The organism is Aestuariivivens sp. NBU2969, from assembly GCF_019931125.1.
Taxonomy (GTDB): domain Bacteria; phylum Bacteroidota; class Bacteroidia; order Flavobacteriales; family Flavobacteriaceae; genus Aestuariivivens; species Aestuariivivens marinum.
In genome coordinates this window covers 232,849-249,270 of sequence record NZ_JAIOUU010000002.1, presented here as the reverse complement: position 1 = coordinate 249,270, position 16,422 = coordinate 232,849, and the positions used below count along the sequence as shown (strand labels likewise).

Genomic DNA, 16,422 nt, shown 5'->3' with positions numbered 1-16,422 from the left:
AATATGGAAAGATTTAAACATAAAATTAAAAACACTGTACTTGGTGCATTAATTATATTTAGCATTGCTGGTTGTAACGACGATTTTTTTGATACACAGCCAGATAATTTACTTTCGATAGAAAGTATCTTTGAAAACAGACAGCAAACAGAGCGTTGGTGGGCAGGTTTGTTTTCAAGCATTCAAGATATTTGGGCCTATCCTTATAACTATCAATATGGTCTAATGTGTGATGAAATGGATGCCAGTAACTGGACAAATCCATCTATAAATTCAGGAGCAATTAGTGCAGATAGTTATTATTTTGGATTTACAGGACATTATGAGAAAATTAGATTGGCTACTATTTTTTTAGAAAACATAGATAACAATGATGAAATATTAGCACTTAATAATGGACCTGAAATAATCCGTCAATATAAAGGAGAAGCTCAATTTTTAAGGGCGTACAATTATTGGGTAATGATGAAACATTTGGGGCCTGTGGTAATTCAGCCGTTAGAAGTAGGAAGTCCAGACGGTGATTACCAAATTCCAAGAAGCACATGGAGCGAATGTATTGATTTTGTTCTTTCTGAAATGGCTCAGGCTAAAGAAAAACTTCCAGTAGATTATTTCCAATCGGGAACGGCCGTAGTTGATGGAACCCAAGTGGGGAGAATCAATAAAATGATTGTAGAGGCGGTAGAATCGCAAATATTGCTTTACAATGCAAGTCCTTTGTTTAATGGAAATACAGAGTTAGCTGACTTTAAAAACCTTGATGGAACACAATTAATCCCTCAAACATACGATGCCAATAAATGGACATTAGCTGCTAATGCGGCAAAAGAAGCTATAGATTTAGCTGAGGCCAATGGAAAGGGTTTGTACCAAGCAAGTGGAGCAGATGCTTTTACTACAGCTTACAATTCTGTTAAAAACCTATATTGGGATGGATGGGATGTAGAAGGTATTTGGTTAAGACCTTCAACAGGTAGTTACAATTGGGAAATTCATTGTGCTCCCAGGTCTACCCAAAACACTGGATACAATGGTTTAGCTGTAGTACAACGATTGGTAGACGATTTTAGAATGAGTGACGGAGAATCAATAGAAGATAGTCAAACTTATACAGAAACTGGATACTCAGGAAGTAGCACACCTTACTATGCTGCAGGTACTAACAATATGTATGTTGATCGTGAACCACGTTTTTATGCTTGGATCAATTTTAATGGAGCGGTACATCCTAGTATCCCAAGAGCTGGTCAACCGTATGTTGAGTTTTATAATACAGGTAATTCGGGTAAAAATGGAGCCCCTAGGGATTGGCCTAAAACCGGGTACACTGTTAGAAAAAATACTCATCCAGCTTTCAGGTCAGATCAAGGAACTTTTGGGCGTCCAGCTATGCTCATTAGGTTAGCTGAACTTTACCTTAATTATGCTGAAGCTTTGAATGAAGCAGATCCAGGGAATTCCAATATTTTAATCTATTTAAATAAAGTTAGAGTTAGGGCAGGACTTCCAGAATTGTCTGCAGGTATGAGCCAAGACGAAATGCGTGATCAAATTAGATTGGAGCGTAGGGTTGAGTTTTGTTTTGAGGCTGGCCACAGATTTTTTGATGTTAGAAGATGGAAGATAGCCGATAAATCAGACTCGTACCAAGGAGGAGTTTACTATGGTATGAATATGAATGAAGGAACTGAGTTGTCTAGCGACGAATTCCATACACGTGTTCCGGCATTTACAAGAACACAATGGCAACGTAGGTATTATTTCTTCCCTTATGGACAAAATGAAATGGATAGGAATAAACAATTAGTTCAATTTCCAGGATACTAATGTTAAATAACCATAAATTAAATAATTAATTATGAGATCAATAAAAATAATAGTTTTACTTCTATTGGCTATAATGTTTGGAGTTTATAGCTGCGAAGAAAAGACCCCGCTATATGAGCAATTAACAGACTCTAAAGAAGGAACCAATATTTTTCTTGCTAAATCCAATAAAGGCATAGAGAAACTGACTATTTTTCCAGCTGATGAAGAAACAAGAATAACGACAGTTGGAGCAGGCTATGGTGGGTTAGGTATACCTGCCAATAACATTGATGTTACGTTAGGTATAGATACACATGTATTGGATAGCATTAATGAGACAAGAGTAGTAAATGGTAAAACGCCTTACGAATTATTTCCAGAAGAGGCTTATGTATTTGACAAAATGAATCTTACAATTCCTGCCGGTGAATTGTATTCAGATTTGAGCACGCTTACCTATTATCCCGAAAAGTTTGATATGGAAAAAGGGTATTTATTGCCCATTTCCATTTCTGATGCATCTGGTTACCCTTTTAATAGGCTATCTAAAACATTGGTGTTTTTAGCACCTAAAGGACCAAGATTGGAAATTGCACAAAACTTTTATGATACAACAGGTTGGGAAGTCATAGACTTTAGTTCAGATGAACCTTATGAAGCTAACTGGAGTGCATATGAACAAACAGGTAGTGCCAGAGCTGTAATAGATGGGATTTTAGATTCGTTTTGGCATACATGCTGGGCTGGATGTACGGCAGAGGAGGTTACAGTTTACCCACATTGGCTTACAATTGATATGAAAGAAGTAAAGTCGTTGGATGGCATAAGATTTCATCAAAGACAATCTAATACAAGAGCAGTTAAGGATTTAGAAATCCTTATTAGCACAGACAATCAAACTTGGGTTAGTCTGGGGGATTATCAACTGGAAAAGAAGATAGCTGCTCAAGATATTGACTTTGAATCAACGCAAGAAGCGAGGTACTTTAAAGTTTTGGCAAAGACGGCTTGGGATGGTACCAATTTTGCTGCTATGGCAGAAATAACTCCTTATGTAGTTGAAGAAACTTATGTGTTTGATGATGAAGATTAACTAGTTTTTTTATTTTGAATTGAAAAAAGCTGTCACAAATTAATTAGGCAGCTTTTTTGTTCAAAGTTAGACGGTAGATATGTTTCATGTATAGATTTTAATTGTGACTAAAATTTCTATCTATTGAATAATTGCTTAGGATGTTTAAAGCTATTATAGTAAATAGTAATCTCAAGGAGAGGTTAGTATAAAAGTAATTACATATCGGTAGCGTCCATTTGTATGAAAAGTTATAGGTTTAGCTTGAGAGAGAGTTGTGGGTAAATAATCCACCATTAAGCTTAAAATGACCCCGAAAACATTCACATAAAATTTTAAAATTTGTTACGTGTTTAAATGTTTGGAAATAATAGTAACTTAGCATAAATTGTTAAGGTTTAGTGTGTGAATAATACAACCAAAATAACCATGAAACCCTTTTACATAACTATGATGAAACAACTAAAATATGCAATAACCTTTATGTTGTTGGTATATGTTGGCGTCTTGAACGCCCAGCAATTATATACCCCTTACGATGATCTTCCAGGAATCATTAAGACCTACAAGCCCTTGTTTGACAATAATTTCCCAGAATGGGCCAAAAAGCTCTACGAATATCCAACCAACTATTTCGAAATAGAACAAGGATTTAAAGAGTATACCGCTACCTATGGAAAGCAAAAGAGCCCCATAACACGCTATTATAAAATTTGGAGGCAGGTGGTGGCATCATATGTCAATGATAAAGGAGAAATTGTTATACCCGACTTCGATCAAATAGCAAAGACCCAAAATGCTTTGGCTAAAACATCAGGAGTGAATAAAACAGTAGATGCTTCCAATTCCAATTGGACGTTTTTGGGACCCAAACAAACCTTTTGGTTAAATGATGGCTCTATGGGAATACCTGGGGTAGCACCCTGGCAGGTGAATGTGTATAGCTTGGCAGTAGCCCCTTCAAATACAGACATTATATATGTGGGTACTGAAACTGGGTATCTCAACAAATCTGTCGATAAAGGCCAAAATTGGACTTTACTTGCACCAAATTATGCGTTAGGAGGCATTACGGCCATAACTATACATCCAACCAATCCCAATATCGTATACATGGCCAGTTTGGGTAAAATTCATAAAACAACAGATGGAGGCATTACCTGGAATGTGGTATTAAGTAATGTAGAGGCCAACCATATTCTAATAGACCATACCAACCCGAGTAAGATAGTGGCGTCTACAAACCAAGGAATTTATATAAGTTCCAACGATGGTACTAATTGGACCAATAAAGCTTCGGGAAAATTTTATGATGTGGAGTTTAAACCAGGAGATTCCAATGTATTATATGCGTTAAAGCAAAATGCCTCGAGCAAATTAGATGCCATGATGTCTTCTAATGGAGGGGATACGTTTACTGCATTACCAAATTTTCCAAATCAGTTTAATGATGGCAGTGGAGGGTTGCTGGCAGTAACGTCAAATAATCCAAATATTATATATACAACACTACTTAGCGATAATAATACACCACAGTTATATAAGGGAACAAATAATAATGGTAGCTGGACATGGAGTAAAGTGATAGATTGTAATACAGATACTTTTAAATACAATAATGGCCAAGGATATTACGATTTGGTATTAGAAGTCAATCCTAATAATGAAAATGAGTTTTTTGTAGGAACCACTACCTTATTTAAAACTTCTAATGGAGGTAGTACGTTTGATGCTATTGGAGGATATTTTGGTCGCTTTTCCATACATCCCGATATTCAGGATATGAAATGGCTAAGTGATGGTTCTGTTTGGGTCGCTACCGATGGGGGTATGAGCTTCTCTACCGATGCCTTTGAAAACGATTTTCAACCTTTGATCAACAATTTAATTGGATCCGATATGTGGGGCTTCGATCAAGGATGGAATGAAGATATTGTTGTAGGAGGAAGATACCATAACGGTAATACCGCTATAGCCGATTTTTATGGAGATAAAGCCTTGCGTATGGGAGGTGCCGAATCCCCTACAGGTTGGGTGTTACAGGGAAAAAGCAGGCACGTGGCGTTTAACGATTTGGGCAATGGATGGATACTGCCCAAAACAGCCGAGGAGCAAGAAGAAGGACGCTTTTTGTTTACTAAGTTTCCTAACATGCTGGAATATGGAGGTAACAGGGGAAGTCTGGTACACCATCCAAATTATTACGAGATCCTGTTTTTGGGCGAGGGCAATGACCTATGGAAGAGTGCCGATATGGGCGTTACTTTTGAGTCGCTTCACACTTTTTCCGACAAAGTCATGGGGGTTTCAATTAGTGTAACAAATCCTAATGTGATGTATGTTGATGTAAAAGGCAACGGATTATATAAAAGTACCGATCAAGGACTAACATGGACTCATAAACCAGCTTTAAGTAGTTCGTCTAACGGCGGAAGTAAAATGAAAGGCAGAACAAGTTTGGTCGTTTCGCCTTACGATGAAAATACCATTTATGCCTGTTATGCTAATGGTACTTGGTCTTCAGATAAGGGTTTGGTATTTAAATCGACCGACGGAGGGGACACTTGGACCAATATTTCTGGAGCTATCGATGCCTACACCAAATGTTTGGCTATTCAACCTACAAGTACGGGCAATGAAATTATCTATTTATTTACCACCCGAAGAAACGGAACCGGAGCCAAAATATATTATAGAAGGTCCGATATGAACAGTTGGAGTTTGTTCGAAAACAACTATCCACAAAATTTTGATGTCAATACAGCCATTCCTTTTTATCGTGACGGCAAAATTAGGGTCGCTGGTAGTGGTGGTGTATGGGAGTCACCCATGCAGGAAGATTTTAAGCCTATTGTTAATCCATGGGTGCAGAGACAAGCATTTAACTGTATGTCGGATACCTTATATTTCGACGATCACTCTATTTTAAAACACAGCGGCGCTTCATGGAAATGGAACATATCTCCAGCTCCTCAATATATTAGCGATGTAAATATCAGAAACCCTAAAGTGGTGTTGGGTAGCCCAGGTTCTTACGATGTAACGCTAACCGTAACCCAAAACGGAATCGATTATGTAAAAACCATCGCAGGTATGGTTAGCACTACAACCTGTCCTTCTATAAATGACTGTAGTAATCCTGCAGAATTGCCAAAAGAAGAATGGTCCTTATTGTATGCAGACAGTGAAGAAGTTAATTATCCAGGTTTGGCAACAATGGCTTTCGACGGCGATCCAGATACCATTTGGCATACCAGATATAGTACGGGAACAGATCCTTACCCCCATGAAATCCAAATTGACTTAGGAGGATTTTACAGTCTCAGTAAGTTTACATATTTGCCAAGGCAGAGTGGACAAAATGGACGAATAAATGAATATGAAATTTATTTCAGTACAGATAATACAAATTGGGGTGAGGCCGATTTTACTGGAACCTTCGAGAATTCCTCTGCACCACAAAGTTTAGAGTTTGCTACACCTGAAGTAGCTAGGTACATGAGAATTAAGACCCTGTCTGAAGTTAATGGTGGTGCCTGGACTTCCATCGCAGAATTAACACTTGTTGGATGCATCTACGATAACTGTCCCGATGTGGACAATCCAGACCAAGCCGATTTTGATAATGATGGCTTAGGGGATGCTTGCGACGACGACGATGATAACGATGGCGTATTGGATGCCAATGATCTTTGTCCAGAAACTCCTATAGGTACGATGGTGGATGAAAACGGATGTGAAGTATTTAATTTACCAGTCAATAATTTTGATATCCAGGTTGTGGCAGAAACATGCAGGAACAACAATAATGGAACAATTAGTATTACAGCAGTAGAGACCCATAACTATCAGGTATCATTACAAGGAGATAATGGCCAATCCAATTACAGTTTTACCAATCAATTAACCATCGATAATTTAAGTGCTGGAGTCTATCAATTGTGTATTACGGTAGAAGGTGAGGCTAACTTCGAGCGCTGTTACGACCTTACTGTAAAAGAACCATCCGATTTAGCTGTGCTGGCAAAGTTCGATACGAATACTAAGGCTGTGGATCTGTCAATGTTTAATGGAGAGGTATATAATGTGACTTTAAATGGACAAACCACAACCACTACGCAAAGCAAGGTTTTCTTAAACTTAAAGTCTGGTGTAAACACTATAAAAGTAACGACCAATAAAGATTGTCAGGGCGTATTCGAAAAAACAATCATGCTTAATGACGATATACTGGTATACCCTAATCCATTTGTAGAAGACCTGTATATTAATTTAGGAGGTGAAGAGGCTAAGGTGGCTTTTGTTAAAATGTACAATAACAATGGAACGCTTGTGTTGGCACGTGTTCTAGCGGTTGCAAGTCAGACAGTAAAAGTAGAGGCGGCCTTTTTAGCTACAGGAATATATCACGTTAGCTTAAAAACAGAAAACGGTGAGCGTAATTTTAAAGTTGTAAAACAATGAAAAAGTTAATCTATATAAGTATGGCATTATTGGTAGTGTCATGCAGTTCGGGAGGGGATTCCACAGAAAAGAAAGTGTCAAACCCAGAAAAGGCTATTTTAGTTTCTCCCGAAAATAATTCTGAGTGTTTCGAAGGTCAGATTATCAATAGTGAAAAGAGTACAGTAACATTTAAATGGAGTGCTGCAAATTTTGCAGATAGTTATGATGTGAATGTTAAAAATCTGAATGATCAAACTTCAAAACTATATACAGCGACAGGTACCTCTTTAGACATCGATATCGATAGGGGTACACCTTATTCTTGGTTTGTAGTTTCAAAATCTAAAAAGTCAACATCAACGGCAACAAGTGATACTTGGAAGTTTTATAATGCGGGTGAAGGTGTTACCGAACATGCCCCTTTTCCGGCAGAAATTGTAGCGCCTTCGTATAACGAAGCGGTTACGGTATCTAATGGGAAAGTCACTCTGGATTGGACGGGAAGTGATGTGGATAACGATATTGAAAGTTATGAGGTGTTCTTTGGAGAGGCAGACCCTCCTGGATCATTTCAAGCTAACATTCAGGAAAGTGTTTTGAATGATGTATCTGTTAGCTCTGGAAAGAGCTATTATTGGAAAGTGAAAACTATAGATGAAGAAGGTAACACGTCAATGTCTGATGTGTTTAGTTTTAAGGTTAATTAAGTTATAAATATAGCTTAATAATTAACGTGAGTTAGATATAAGAAAATCACTTGATTTGGATGCGAGATTTCTTTGGAATTCCACTCAATCTGACATTATTTTCATTAAAAAACTGTCAACCCACCTAACTGGACGGGCAGGTTTGAGTGATTTTTCGAAGAAAAATAGTATCGAAAATAAGTTTTTGAATATCGGTTAGATGACGTCGATCTTACGTCAATTATAAAAAATATTCATATGGGAATTTTTTTAGGCTTTAGTTTTTCAAATTGCCCACTATTTGAAAAGTGCTAATTAGTGGGCATGCTAGTGCATTTTCAATTTTTAGGCGTATACCATCACTTTTAGGAAATTCAATATCTGTAGCAGAGGCTCTACCCTCTAGTATGATGCGTTTGTAACCTATTTTTTTGCCCGAAAAAACCGTTTTCCATTTGCCGTCTACACGACACTCTATAGTATACCCATCAATGCGTTGCCCAAGAGGTATGTATTCCTGAATAATAAAACCGTCTATTTCTTGTTTTTCTCCCAAGTCTATTTCAATAACCGCATTTTTTTCTTCATCGTTGGTTGCAAAAAAAGTATCATAGTTATCATCGATAATCATTTTCGGGGCATATTGTTTGGCTTTTCCACGGAAGCTGGTAGCTGAAACTTTAACATTTTTACCTTTAGTCAAATCATTGCCATGTAACTGGTCGACCCATGTTTTAAATTCAACAAGTCTTTCAACGGTTTCTTCGTCTATTAGTCCATCGGTATTTGGAGAAATGTTCATTAAAGGGGTAACACCATAACCTACCGAGGTTAAATAATAATCTTGTATTTTCTCAAGGCTAACAACAGGAGTATTGTTATGGAACCAGTTGCCTTGTAAAATAATTGATGGCTCCGATGGATACCAGCGTAAAGTGTCGTTTATTTCTACTCGATAATTTTGGTCGGGGGTTATACCTCCATGGTTCCCTGGAAATGCAATACAGCGATCGGGGATATGTTCTACCATAGTCCCAGAGTCGTATATAACTGCATTTGGTTGCTCTTTTTTAATTAAATCTGAAATGCGTTTATAATCAATATTTAGGTTATTGGCTTTATATCCATCGAACCAATATTCATCGATGGTGCCATATTTGGTGCTTAATTCCTTTATTTGATTGTAATAGTATTCATCATACCCAGAGTAGTCTCCTGCAATGTGTTTTTCGTAATATTTATCGATGAGTGAAACATAAATTCCAAAATAAACACCGCCTTCCCGACATGCTTCGGCCAATTCTTTTATAATATCGCCTTGTCCATCTTTCCATGGTGATTTTTTAACGTTATGGGGCGATAGTTCAGATTGCCAGTTACAGAACCCATCATGATGTTTGGTTGTCAATACAATACCTTTAAATCCACCTGCTTTAGCGGCTTCCACCCATTGCTTTGCATTAAACTTTACCGGATTAAACTTTGCTGGGTCCTCATCGCCATAGCCCATGTGGTCGTTGCTGGGATAAAAAGTTTTCATTCCAAAATGAACAAACATGATATATTCTGCCTTATGCCAGTTTAATTGAGCCTTGTTAGGGACAGGTAAAAAGGGTTTAGGGGCATCTATTGGTGCATTACTAATACAGTTAAACATCAATAGGGCGCAAAGTGTCATTAAAATAACAGGTGTTGTATGTTTTTTGGTTAAAAAATTCATTTTATGGTGTTTAAAAATTAGAACGCATTGTTTTATAATCAACTAACGTCTATAATTCATCAAGATCCAATTTACATTTGTTATGTATTGTTCTTTGTCCTTTTCATTTTTAAAAACTAAGAACAAAGTATTTTTATCTGATTTGGGTTTTACTGGTATATCGTAATATTTTAAAGCACTTTTGCCTTTGTTGAAATATTTAAAATGGTTTTTGCCAATTAGGTTGCCGTTTGGGGCACCTTCTCTTATTTCAACATCGCCTTCATAGGCATAATTGTTGTTGAAATAAGTCGAAAGCTTTATACTTTCCAAATTTTTCAAGTTTAAGGTATCAAATTTAAGGTATGCATTATGAAGAATGCTGCCAACTAAGGTTTCATCTAGAGCCTTCCAATTGCCAAGGCCGTCACTTTTCTCAATAGCATCTTCGGCTTCAATTTTAGCAGACTTGAAAACCATTTTCTCTTGGGCCGATAATGTTGACTCTGGCTGTCCTTCTGCACCGTTGTCCAAATAAGAAGCCATCAACACATAGATGCCTTGTTTATCTTTTCCAATATGATCCTTGAATGCTATAGTTCCTTCAAGGGGTAGGAGGTTTTGATTAGAGTTTTTGTCTGGTTTTAGCGATAAAATATATCGAACCATTTTTTCGGTCTCATCAGGGGTTAATTGTGGGTGGGCAGACATCATGGTCTCACCCCATACGCCTTGTCCACCTTTTATAATTTTGCTTACTAAATACCCAATGTCGTCTTTTGAATATTTTTTGGCAATATTAGTATAGCTAGGGCCATTTACTTTAATGTCGCTGGCGTGGCAAGCTGTGCAATCGCTGCCATCTATTAGTTTTCTGCCTTCGGGAACGGTGTTTTGTTGGTGTCCAATAGTAGCTTTAATTAAATCCTTACCCTCGGGGATATAATCTAAAGTAACTTTAACTTTATTGGGAGCTATAGTGCCATCGGTGGTGCTACCATCTTGATTGTCCTTAACCGTTACTTTGTAGTTTATCTTTTTGTTATCAAAATACATAAGGTCCTCTGTGTCTATTTGAATGCTTAGTTCTGGAGGATCGTTGCCTACTAAAATTTTGGTTTTGGCACTATTTGTTTTGCCTTCTTTGTCGGTTACTTTTAATCTTACGTTATAGGTTCCCGAATTGGTAAATGTAAACTTAGGTGTTGCAGATGTTGATTGTACTTCATCAGTTGTAAAAAACCATTCATAGGTTAAAGGATCATTGTCGTAATCTAAAGATTCGAGCGCAGAGAAGTTTACGGTTAAAGGGGTGGCCCCTACAACTTTATCTGATATAATTTTAGCAATGGGTTCTCTATTTCCCTTTATATATGATATTCTATTTAACCGGGCATCTAAATTTTGTGTTTTCCATTTTTGTCCATATTCTAGGACATAAAGATGTCCGTCTGAACCAAAAATCATATCCATGGGATGTGAAAATTCGGTAGAAGGCATAAAAGGTTCGGATTTTTTATAATTGTAGTTGTCGTCTAGTGTAACAACATAAATCCAATCTCTCATCCATTCGTAAACAATTAATTTTCCTTCAAAGTAAGATGGAAATTTGTCTTTGGCTTTTGGATAGTCTGAAGCGTGGAAAATAGGACCGGCCATAGGATTAACCCCGCCTTTGCCCAACCATGGGAATTCCTCAGACTTATCGTAAGAATACCAAATAAGCGATTCTTGTGCAGGGGGAAGTTTTTTTAGTCCCGTGTTGTTTGGTGAATCGTTGATTAAATTATTGGGGTCGAACTTTGAACCAGATGTTTTTGAGTTAAAATCATAATCATTATACACTTGGTTATTGCCTCGAGTATAAGGCCACCCCCAGTTTCCGGCACTTCTGGCTTGATCTATTTCTCCCATGCCTTTAGGGCCTCGGTTAGGATTGTCTTTGCCAGAATCTGGGCCAACATCACCCCAGTATACATATCCAGTTTCACTATCGATAGAAGGTCTAAAAGGGTTTCTGCAGCCCATTATATAAATCTCGGGTCTTGTGTTTGGCATACCAACTGGAAAAAGATTGCCTTCTGGAATGGAATAAGTGCCATTGTCTTCGGGTTTAATTCTTAAAATTTTACCGCGTAAATCATTGGTGTTGGCAGCCGACTTTTGGGCATCCCATAGTGCTCTTTCTTCGCGTTCGTCTATGGGAGCAAACCCAGAAGATTCAAAAGGATTGGTGTTGTCTCCCAAAGAAATGAATAGATTTCCGTTTGGGCCAAATTCAAGAGCGCCTCCACTATGGCAACAGGCTCTTATGGTTGGGACTTTTAGTAAGATTTTTTCAGACTCAAAATCCAGTTTATCATCCTTTAAATCAAATCTGGAGATATGCTGTATGGGTTCTTCTCCTGCAGCAGAATAGAAGAGGTATATCCAGTGGTTTTGTTCATAATTGGGGTCTACGGCCAAACCAAGCAGTCCATCTTCATTGTCATAAAACAACTCCAATTGGGCTATGGTTTTGGTTTGCTCGGTTTTAAAATCAAACAGTTTTAGAGCACCACGGCGTTCTGCAAATAAGATCCCTTGTCCTGGTAGCTCATCCAGTTCCATAGGTTCGTTTAGATTAAAATCCAATACCTGTCTTACAAATCTGTTTTCTGGAGGAACACGATCGGTTGTTGCTTTACTATAATCAAGTTTGTTTTTACCTATGGCATAGGTAATGCCACCAAGCAAATGTTTTAAAAAGGTAGCGTCTGCATAGGTTTCGTTGGTGTGTCCCATTTCGGTGTAAAATGAACGTCCGCCATCGTATTCATGGTACCATGAAATAGGGTGGTTATCGCCATTTGTTCCGCCTTCGTAACTGTTTTCGTCTATTGTAATAAGTACTTTTATTTCTGGGTAGATGTCCCTAAAATTATACCATTCATCTTCTCTGTTCCAGATATCATTGAGTGATGTTGTTGAAGGATGCATTTTATCAATAACTTGAAGTGTCGCTTCCTGAATTTTAGGGTGATTTTTAAAATAGGCGCCTACAAGTTTGTTCTACCAAGGTCATTCATATTCGGTATCGGTGGCCGAATGTACGCCTACAAAACCACCTCCTGCTTGTATATAACGTTCAAAGTCTGCTTGTTGCACTTCATTAAGGATGTCTCCTGTGGTGTTTAGGAAAATAACCGCTGAAAATTGTTTTAAAGAATCTTCAACAAAGTAGGCGGCATCTTCGGTTGCCAACACTTCAAAGCCATTATCTAATCCTAATTGCGTAATGGCTTCGATTCCAATTTCAATCGAGCTATGCCTAAATTCTACAGTTTTACTGAATACCAATATTTTTTTATCCTTGGTAGTACATGCAACCAAAACAATAAGGGCAAAACATATTAAAACTGGTTTTAGAATATTTAGCCTCATCTTTCTAATTTTTAAAAACTATAGTTTAATCTAAATAGGGCATTACGCTGCAAAATAGGAAAAACTACAAAACTTGCATCGGGATTAGCTGAAATGAATTGTGGTGTGGCTCCATTAGCGTTGGCTCCAAATGTGTTGGCTCCAAAAAAGTTTGCCAATCCCGAGGAGTTAAATACATTATTCACAAATACATTTACTGATATATGATTGCTAATTTTATAACCCCCTCCAATATTAAATATGTTGTACGAAGACAACTTAAAACCATTGGCAACATTGCCGTATCTTTTCCCCATAAACTGCCATTTAATAAAGGTCGATAGCTTTTTATTATTGTAATCGCTCTCAAGGTTAAACATAAGCTCAGGATTAAAAGGCAATACCTTGCCCGAATAATCTATAATTGAATCGTCACTGGTATCCGTGGTGCCTGCAGCATCATAAACCTTCCATTTAGAGGCCTTTGGATTTTGAAGAATACCATTAAAGCGAAATGCAATTTGTTGTATAGGTTTATACACACTTTCCCATTCCAAACCAATAGTTTTTGAAGTATTAAAAAGAATTGGCGTGTAAAAAATGTTATTGTTATTTGGATCGAATTCAAAATTAGCAATGCCAATGTTTTTTAACTCGCTCCAAAACAAGGTGCTAGTAAACGAAAAATCGTTACCACTTTGTTTTACACCCAGTTCAAATTGATTGATGTTTTGAACTTGGCTTTTTTTGTTTATAGGGACATTATCAAAATTATTGAAATAATAATTGAGTTCTGGGGCTTTATGCCCATTTGAAAATCTAGTAAATAGAGCTGTTCTATCATTTATGTTATAATTGATCCCTCCAGAAAAAGACAAATAATTATAGTTGTAATTGAATTTATCTTTTTCTCCTGTTGGGGTTAGAACACCATTATCGTAAGTAGTGTTTGTATTTCCATCCAATCCACCGTTCTGTAGAAAAGGCTCATACCTGTCTTTATGGCCTTTATGACCAATGGTTTCATAACGCAACCCTAAATCTAAATTGATATGCTCGGTAAGTTTCCATAGATCATTAATAAAAAGAGCTGCTTGTTTCACTTTAGCTTTTGCATTTACATAAAACAATCCGCCATAATTACTAACGCCATTGGAATCTGATAATTGGATTAAGGGGCTTCCAGGGTTTTCCAAGGTGACCTGCAACATTCTAGGGTTAGGCTCGTAAGTAACGTAGGCAAAACTACCTTGTGTAAATAATGAAGGGTTGGAAAATCCTAAAGCAAAACCTGCTGTGATATCATGTTTTTCCAGTTTTTTTCTTAAACTGAATTGATTCATAAATTCATCGGCATTCATGTCTTTATACCACGCCGATGTGCCCATAATGGCATCATTTGGTAAAGTGCCACTGTTTAAGTATTGTGCTGGTTGCCCAGCCAAAATACCACTATTGTCAACACGTGCAAGTTCAGAGCCAGTTTTTACATCTTTAAAAACCACTTGCCCAATGGGGAAACCTGCACCACTAACAAAATAAGCTGTGGGGTCACTTAAAGACACATAAGTATTACTTATTGAAGTTTGCCAATTCGCTATTTTAGAAGAAAATTTAAAATTGTTTTTAAAGGACCAATTGTTACCTAAGTCTTGTAACAGTTCTAAGCCGAAAGCTAAATCTTGAGCATATACTCCTTGAGTGGGATTGAAACTATTCGTTTTTTCTAGATTTCTGCCATCAGGAATATTGGCATCATAACTTGGCATTAAAAGTGATGTAGAACTAAAGTTTTGTCCGAAAGCAGGTGTAGGGTCATCCCAATTGGTAGCAGCAACACCAGTCCATCGATTAGTGTAGTCATCCAATAATTTCCCGTAAAATTTAATATGGCCTCGTTGGTGTTTTTTAATAAGGTTAAATTTAAGTTGACCACCTTTGCTAAAGGTGAAATCGGTATTTCGCAAGCCATCATCTTTTCTGTAATTGCCTCCCAAATTTAAAAACCAATTATTTCCCAAAGGGCCTCCTAATTCCCCGTCAATCCTATAGAGCGTATTGTTGTCGCTCTGTGAACCACCAGATAATTGAATTTGCCCTCCAAAAGTATTTCTAATTCCATGAGAGATGAAATTATAGATGCCTCCTGGTGCATTTAAAGCTGTTATCGTAGAACTTCCACCTCTAATAGCTTCTACTTTTTTGGTTGTTAGGTCAACACGATGAAATAGGTCTGGGCCATAGTACGAATGTTGAACGAGGCTTACTGGGAGCCCATCTTCCTGAAGGGAAACATAGTACCAGCCCATATCATCTTCTGCCGAAGCAGAAATCCCCCTAGTATAAACTTTTGTATATACTTCACCAGCAGAAACATCGGTAAAAGTACCGGGGATATTTTGGAGTATACTAGCAGTGCCCATTGTATAAATCAGTTGGAGAGATTGAGCATTTAGTTCACTAACAGAAGTACTTGATTCCAACGCAATTTTAGGTGTAAAACTACCAGTGACTATTATGGTTTGTAAATTGAGTAAGTCGTCATTTAAGGTAAAGTTGTGTGTAGTGTTGTCGTGGTTTACTGTAATAGTTTCCTTTAACGTTTTAAAGCCCAAATGAGATATAGTAATTAGATACTCGCCATAAGGTACATTACTTAGGGTAAAGACACCATTGGAATTGGTTGTTGTATTAAAATTATTGGGGGTTAAACGAATATTAGCATATGCTAAATAATTACCGTTATTGTCTTTTACTTCTCCTGTTAGGGTAGTTTGTCCTTGTACAGACTTAAAAAATAGACTTGTTAATGTAAAAAGACAAAATACTGTAATCTTCCTCATACGTTTTTAAAAGCGATTTTTGGATTATTTTTTGAAAGTCTAAGATATTTATTTAGTCGAATTAACCTGTTAATGGTTTTTATAAATTATTGAGAATAATTGTCAGAACTTTTTAGATTTCAATATATGTATCATTGCAGCCGCAGCCATTAACAATCCAATAAATTCCCTAGTGCCTTCCAAATAAGGTTTTTCATAGACCATAGCTCCAAAAATTTCTTCTTTATGTTTAGTTTTTAGATAGTCTATAAATAATGAAATGTGAAACGTTGCATAAGCAAATAACCCAATAATAACAATAACTAAGAGAGCTCTAGATATAGTTATAAAATTTTGAAAAAGGCATATTATTGCTACAATAAAATAGATGATAAACCATATCCAACCATCAGGATCATTAAGCTGCAAAATCGCAAATATGAGAAAGATTACAAATAAAAGATAGTTGATTGTTTTATTCAC

The 16,422-nt window shown here is 37.0% G+C and carries 8 protein-coding genes and 1 pseudogene; 4 read left to right on the top strand and 5 right to left on the bottom strand.

All coding sequences use genetic code 11. From position 1 onward, the window contains the following. Positions 1-3: 3 nt before the first annotated feature. The 4 genes from K7G79_RS02790 to K7G79_RS02775 all read left to right on the top strand — a co-directional run bounded on the left by K7G79_RS02790 (position 4) and on the right by K7G79_RS02775 (position 8,037). Positions 4-1,830 (top strand): RagB/SusD family nutrient uptake outer membrane protein, encoded by a 1,827-nt coding sequence (locus K7G79_RS02790; protein ID WP_223548929.1) that lies wholly within the window; start codon positions 4-6, stop codon positions 1,828-1,830. A gap of 31 nt (positions 1,831-1,861) precedes the next feature. Beyond that, a complete protein-coding gene (locus K7G79_RS02785) occupies positions 1,862-2,905 on the top strand; it encodes a discoidin domain-containing protein (RefSeq protein ID WP_223548927.1) in 1,044 nt (347 codons plus the stop codon). A gap of 429 nt (positions 2,906-3,334) precedes the next feature. Beyond that, positions 3,335-7,348 carry a discoidin domain-containing protein gene (locus tag K7G79_RS02780; RefSeq protein WP_223548926.1) on the top strand — a complete coding sequence of 1,338 codons (4,014 nt, stop codon included), beginning with the start codon at positions 3,335-3,337 and terminating at the stop codon, positions 7,346-7,348. Further along, positions 7,345-8,037 (top strand): hypothetical protein, encoded by a 693-nt coding sequence (locus tag K7G79_RS02775; protein ID WP_223548924.1) that lies wholly within the window; start codon positions 7,345-7,347, stop codon positions 8,035-8,037. Before K7G79_RS02780 ends, K7G79_RS02775 begins: the two co-directional genes overlap by 4 nt. A gap of 256 nt (positions 8,038-8,293) precedes the next feature. Here K7G79_RS02775 and K7G79_RS02770 read toward each other — a convergent pair whose 3' ends face one another. The 5 genes and pseudogenes from K7G79_RS02770 to K7G79_RS02750 all read right to left on the bottom strand — a co-directional run bounded on the left by K7G79_RS02770 (position 8,294) and on the right by K7G79_RS02750 (position 16,422). Continuing rightward, positions 8,294-9,736 carry an alpha-L-fucosidase gene (locus K7G79_RS02770; RefSeq protein ID WP_223548922.1) on the bottom strand — a complete coding sequence of 481 codons (1,443 nt, stop codon included), beginning with the start codon at positions 9,734-9,736 and terminating at the stop codon, positions 8,294-8,296. A gap of 42 nt (positions 9,737-9,778) precedes the next feature. Beyond that, positions 9,779-10,771, bottom strand: a complete 993-nt coding sequence (locus K7G79_RS02765; RefSeq protein WP_223549036.1) for a c-type cytochrome — start codon at positions 10,769-10,771, stop codon at positions 9,779-9,781. A 72-nt stretch (positions 10,772-10,843) separates the two neighbouring features. Then, a pseudogene (locus K7G79_RS02760) lies at positions 10,844-13,138 on the bottom strand (ThuA domain-containing protein); the annotation flags it as partial. Between the two features lie 11 nt (positions 13,139-13,149). After that, a complete protein-coding gene (locus tag K7G79_RS02755; RefSeq protein WP_223548920.1) occupies positions 13,150-15,960 on the bottom strand; it encodes a TonB-dependent receptor domain-containing protein in 2,811 nt (936 codons plus the stop codon). A gap of 102 nt (positions 15,961-16,062) precedes the next feature. Continuing rightward, on the bottom strand, positions 16,063-16,422 hold the full coding sequence (locus K7G79_RS02750) for a transmembrane 220 family protein (RefSeq protein ID WP_223548918.1): 360 nt from the start codon (positions 16,420-16,422) through the stop codon (positions 16,063-16,065).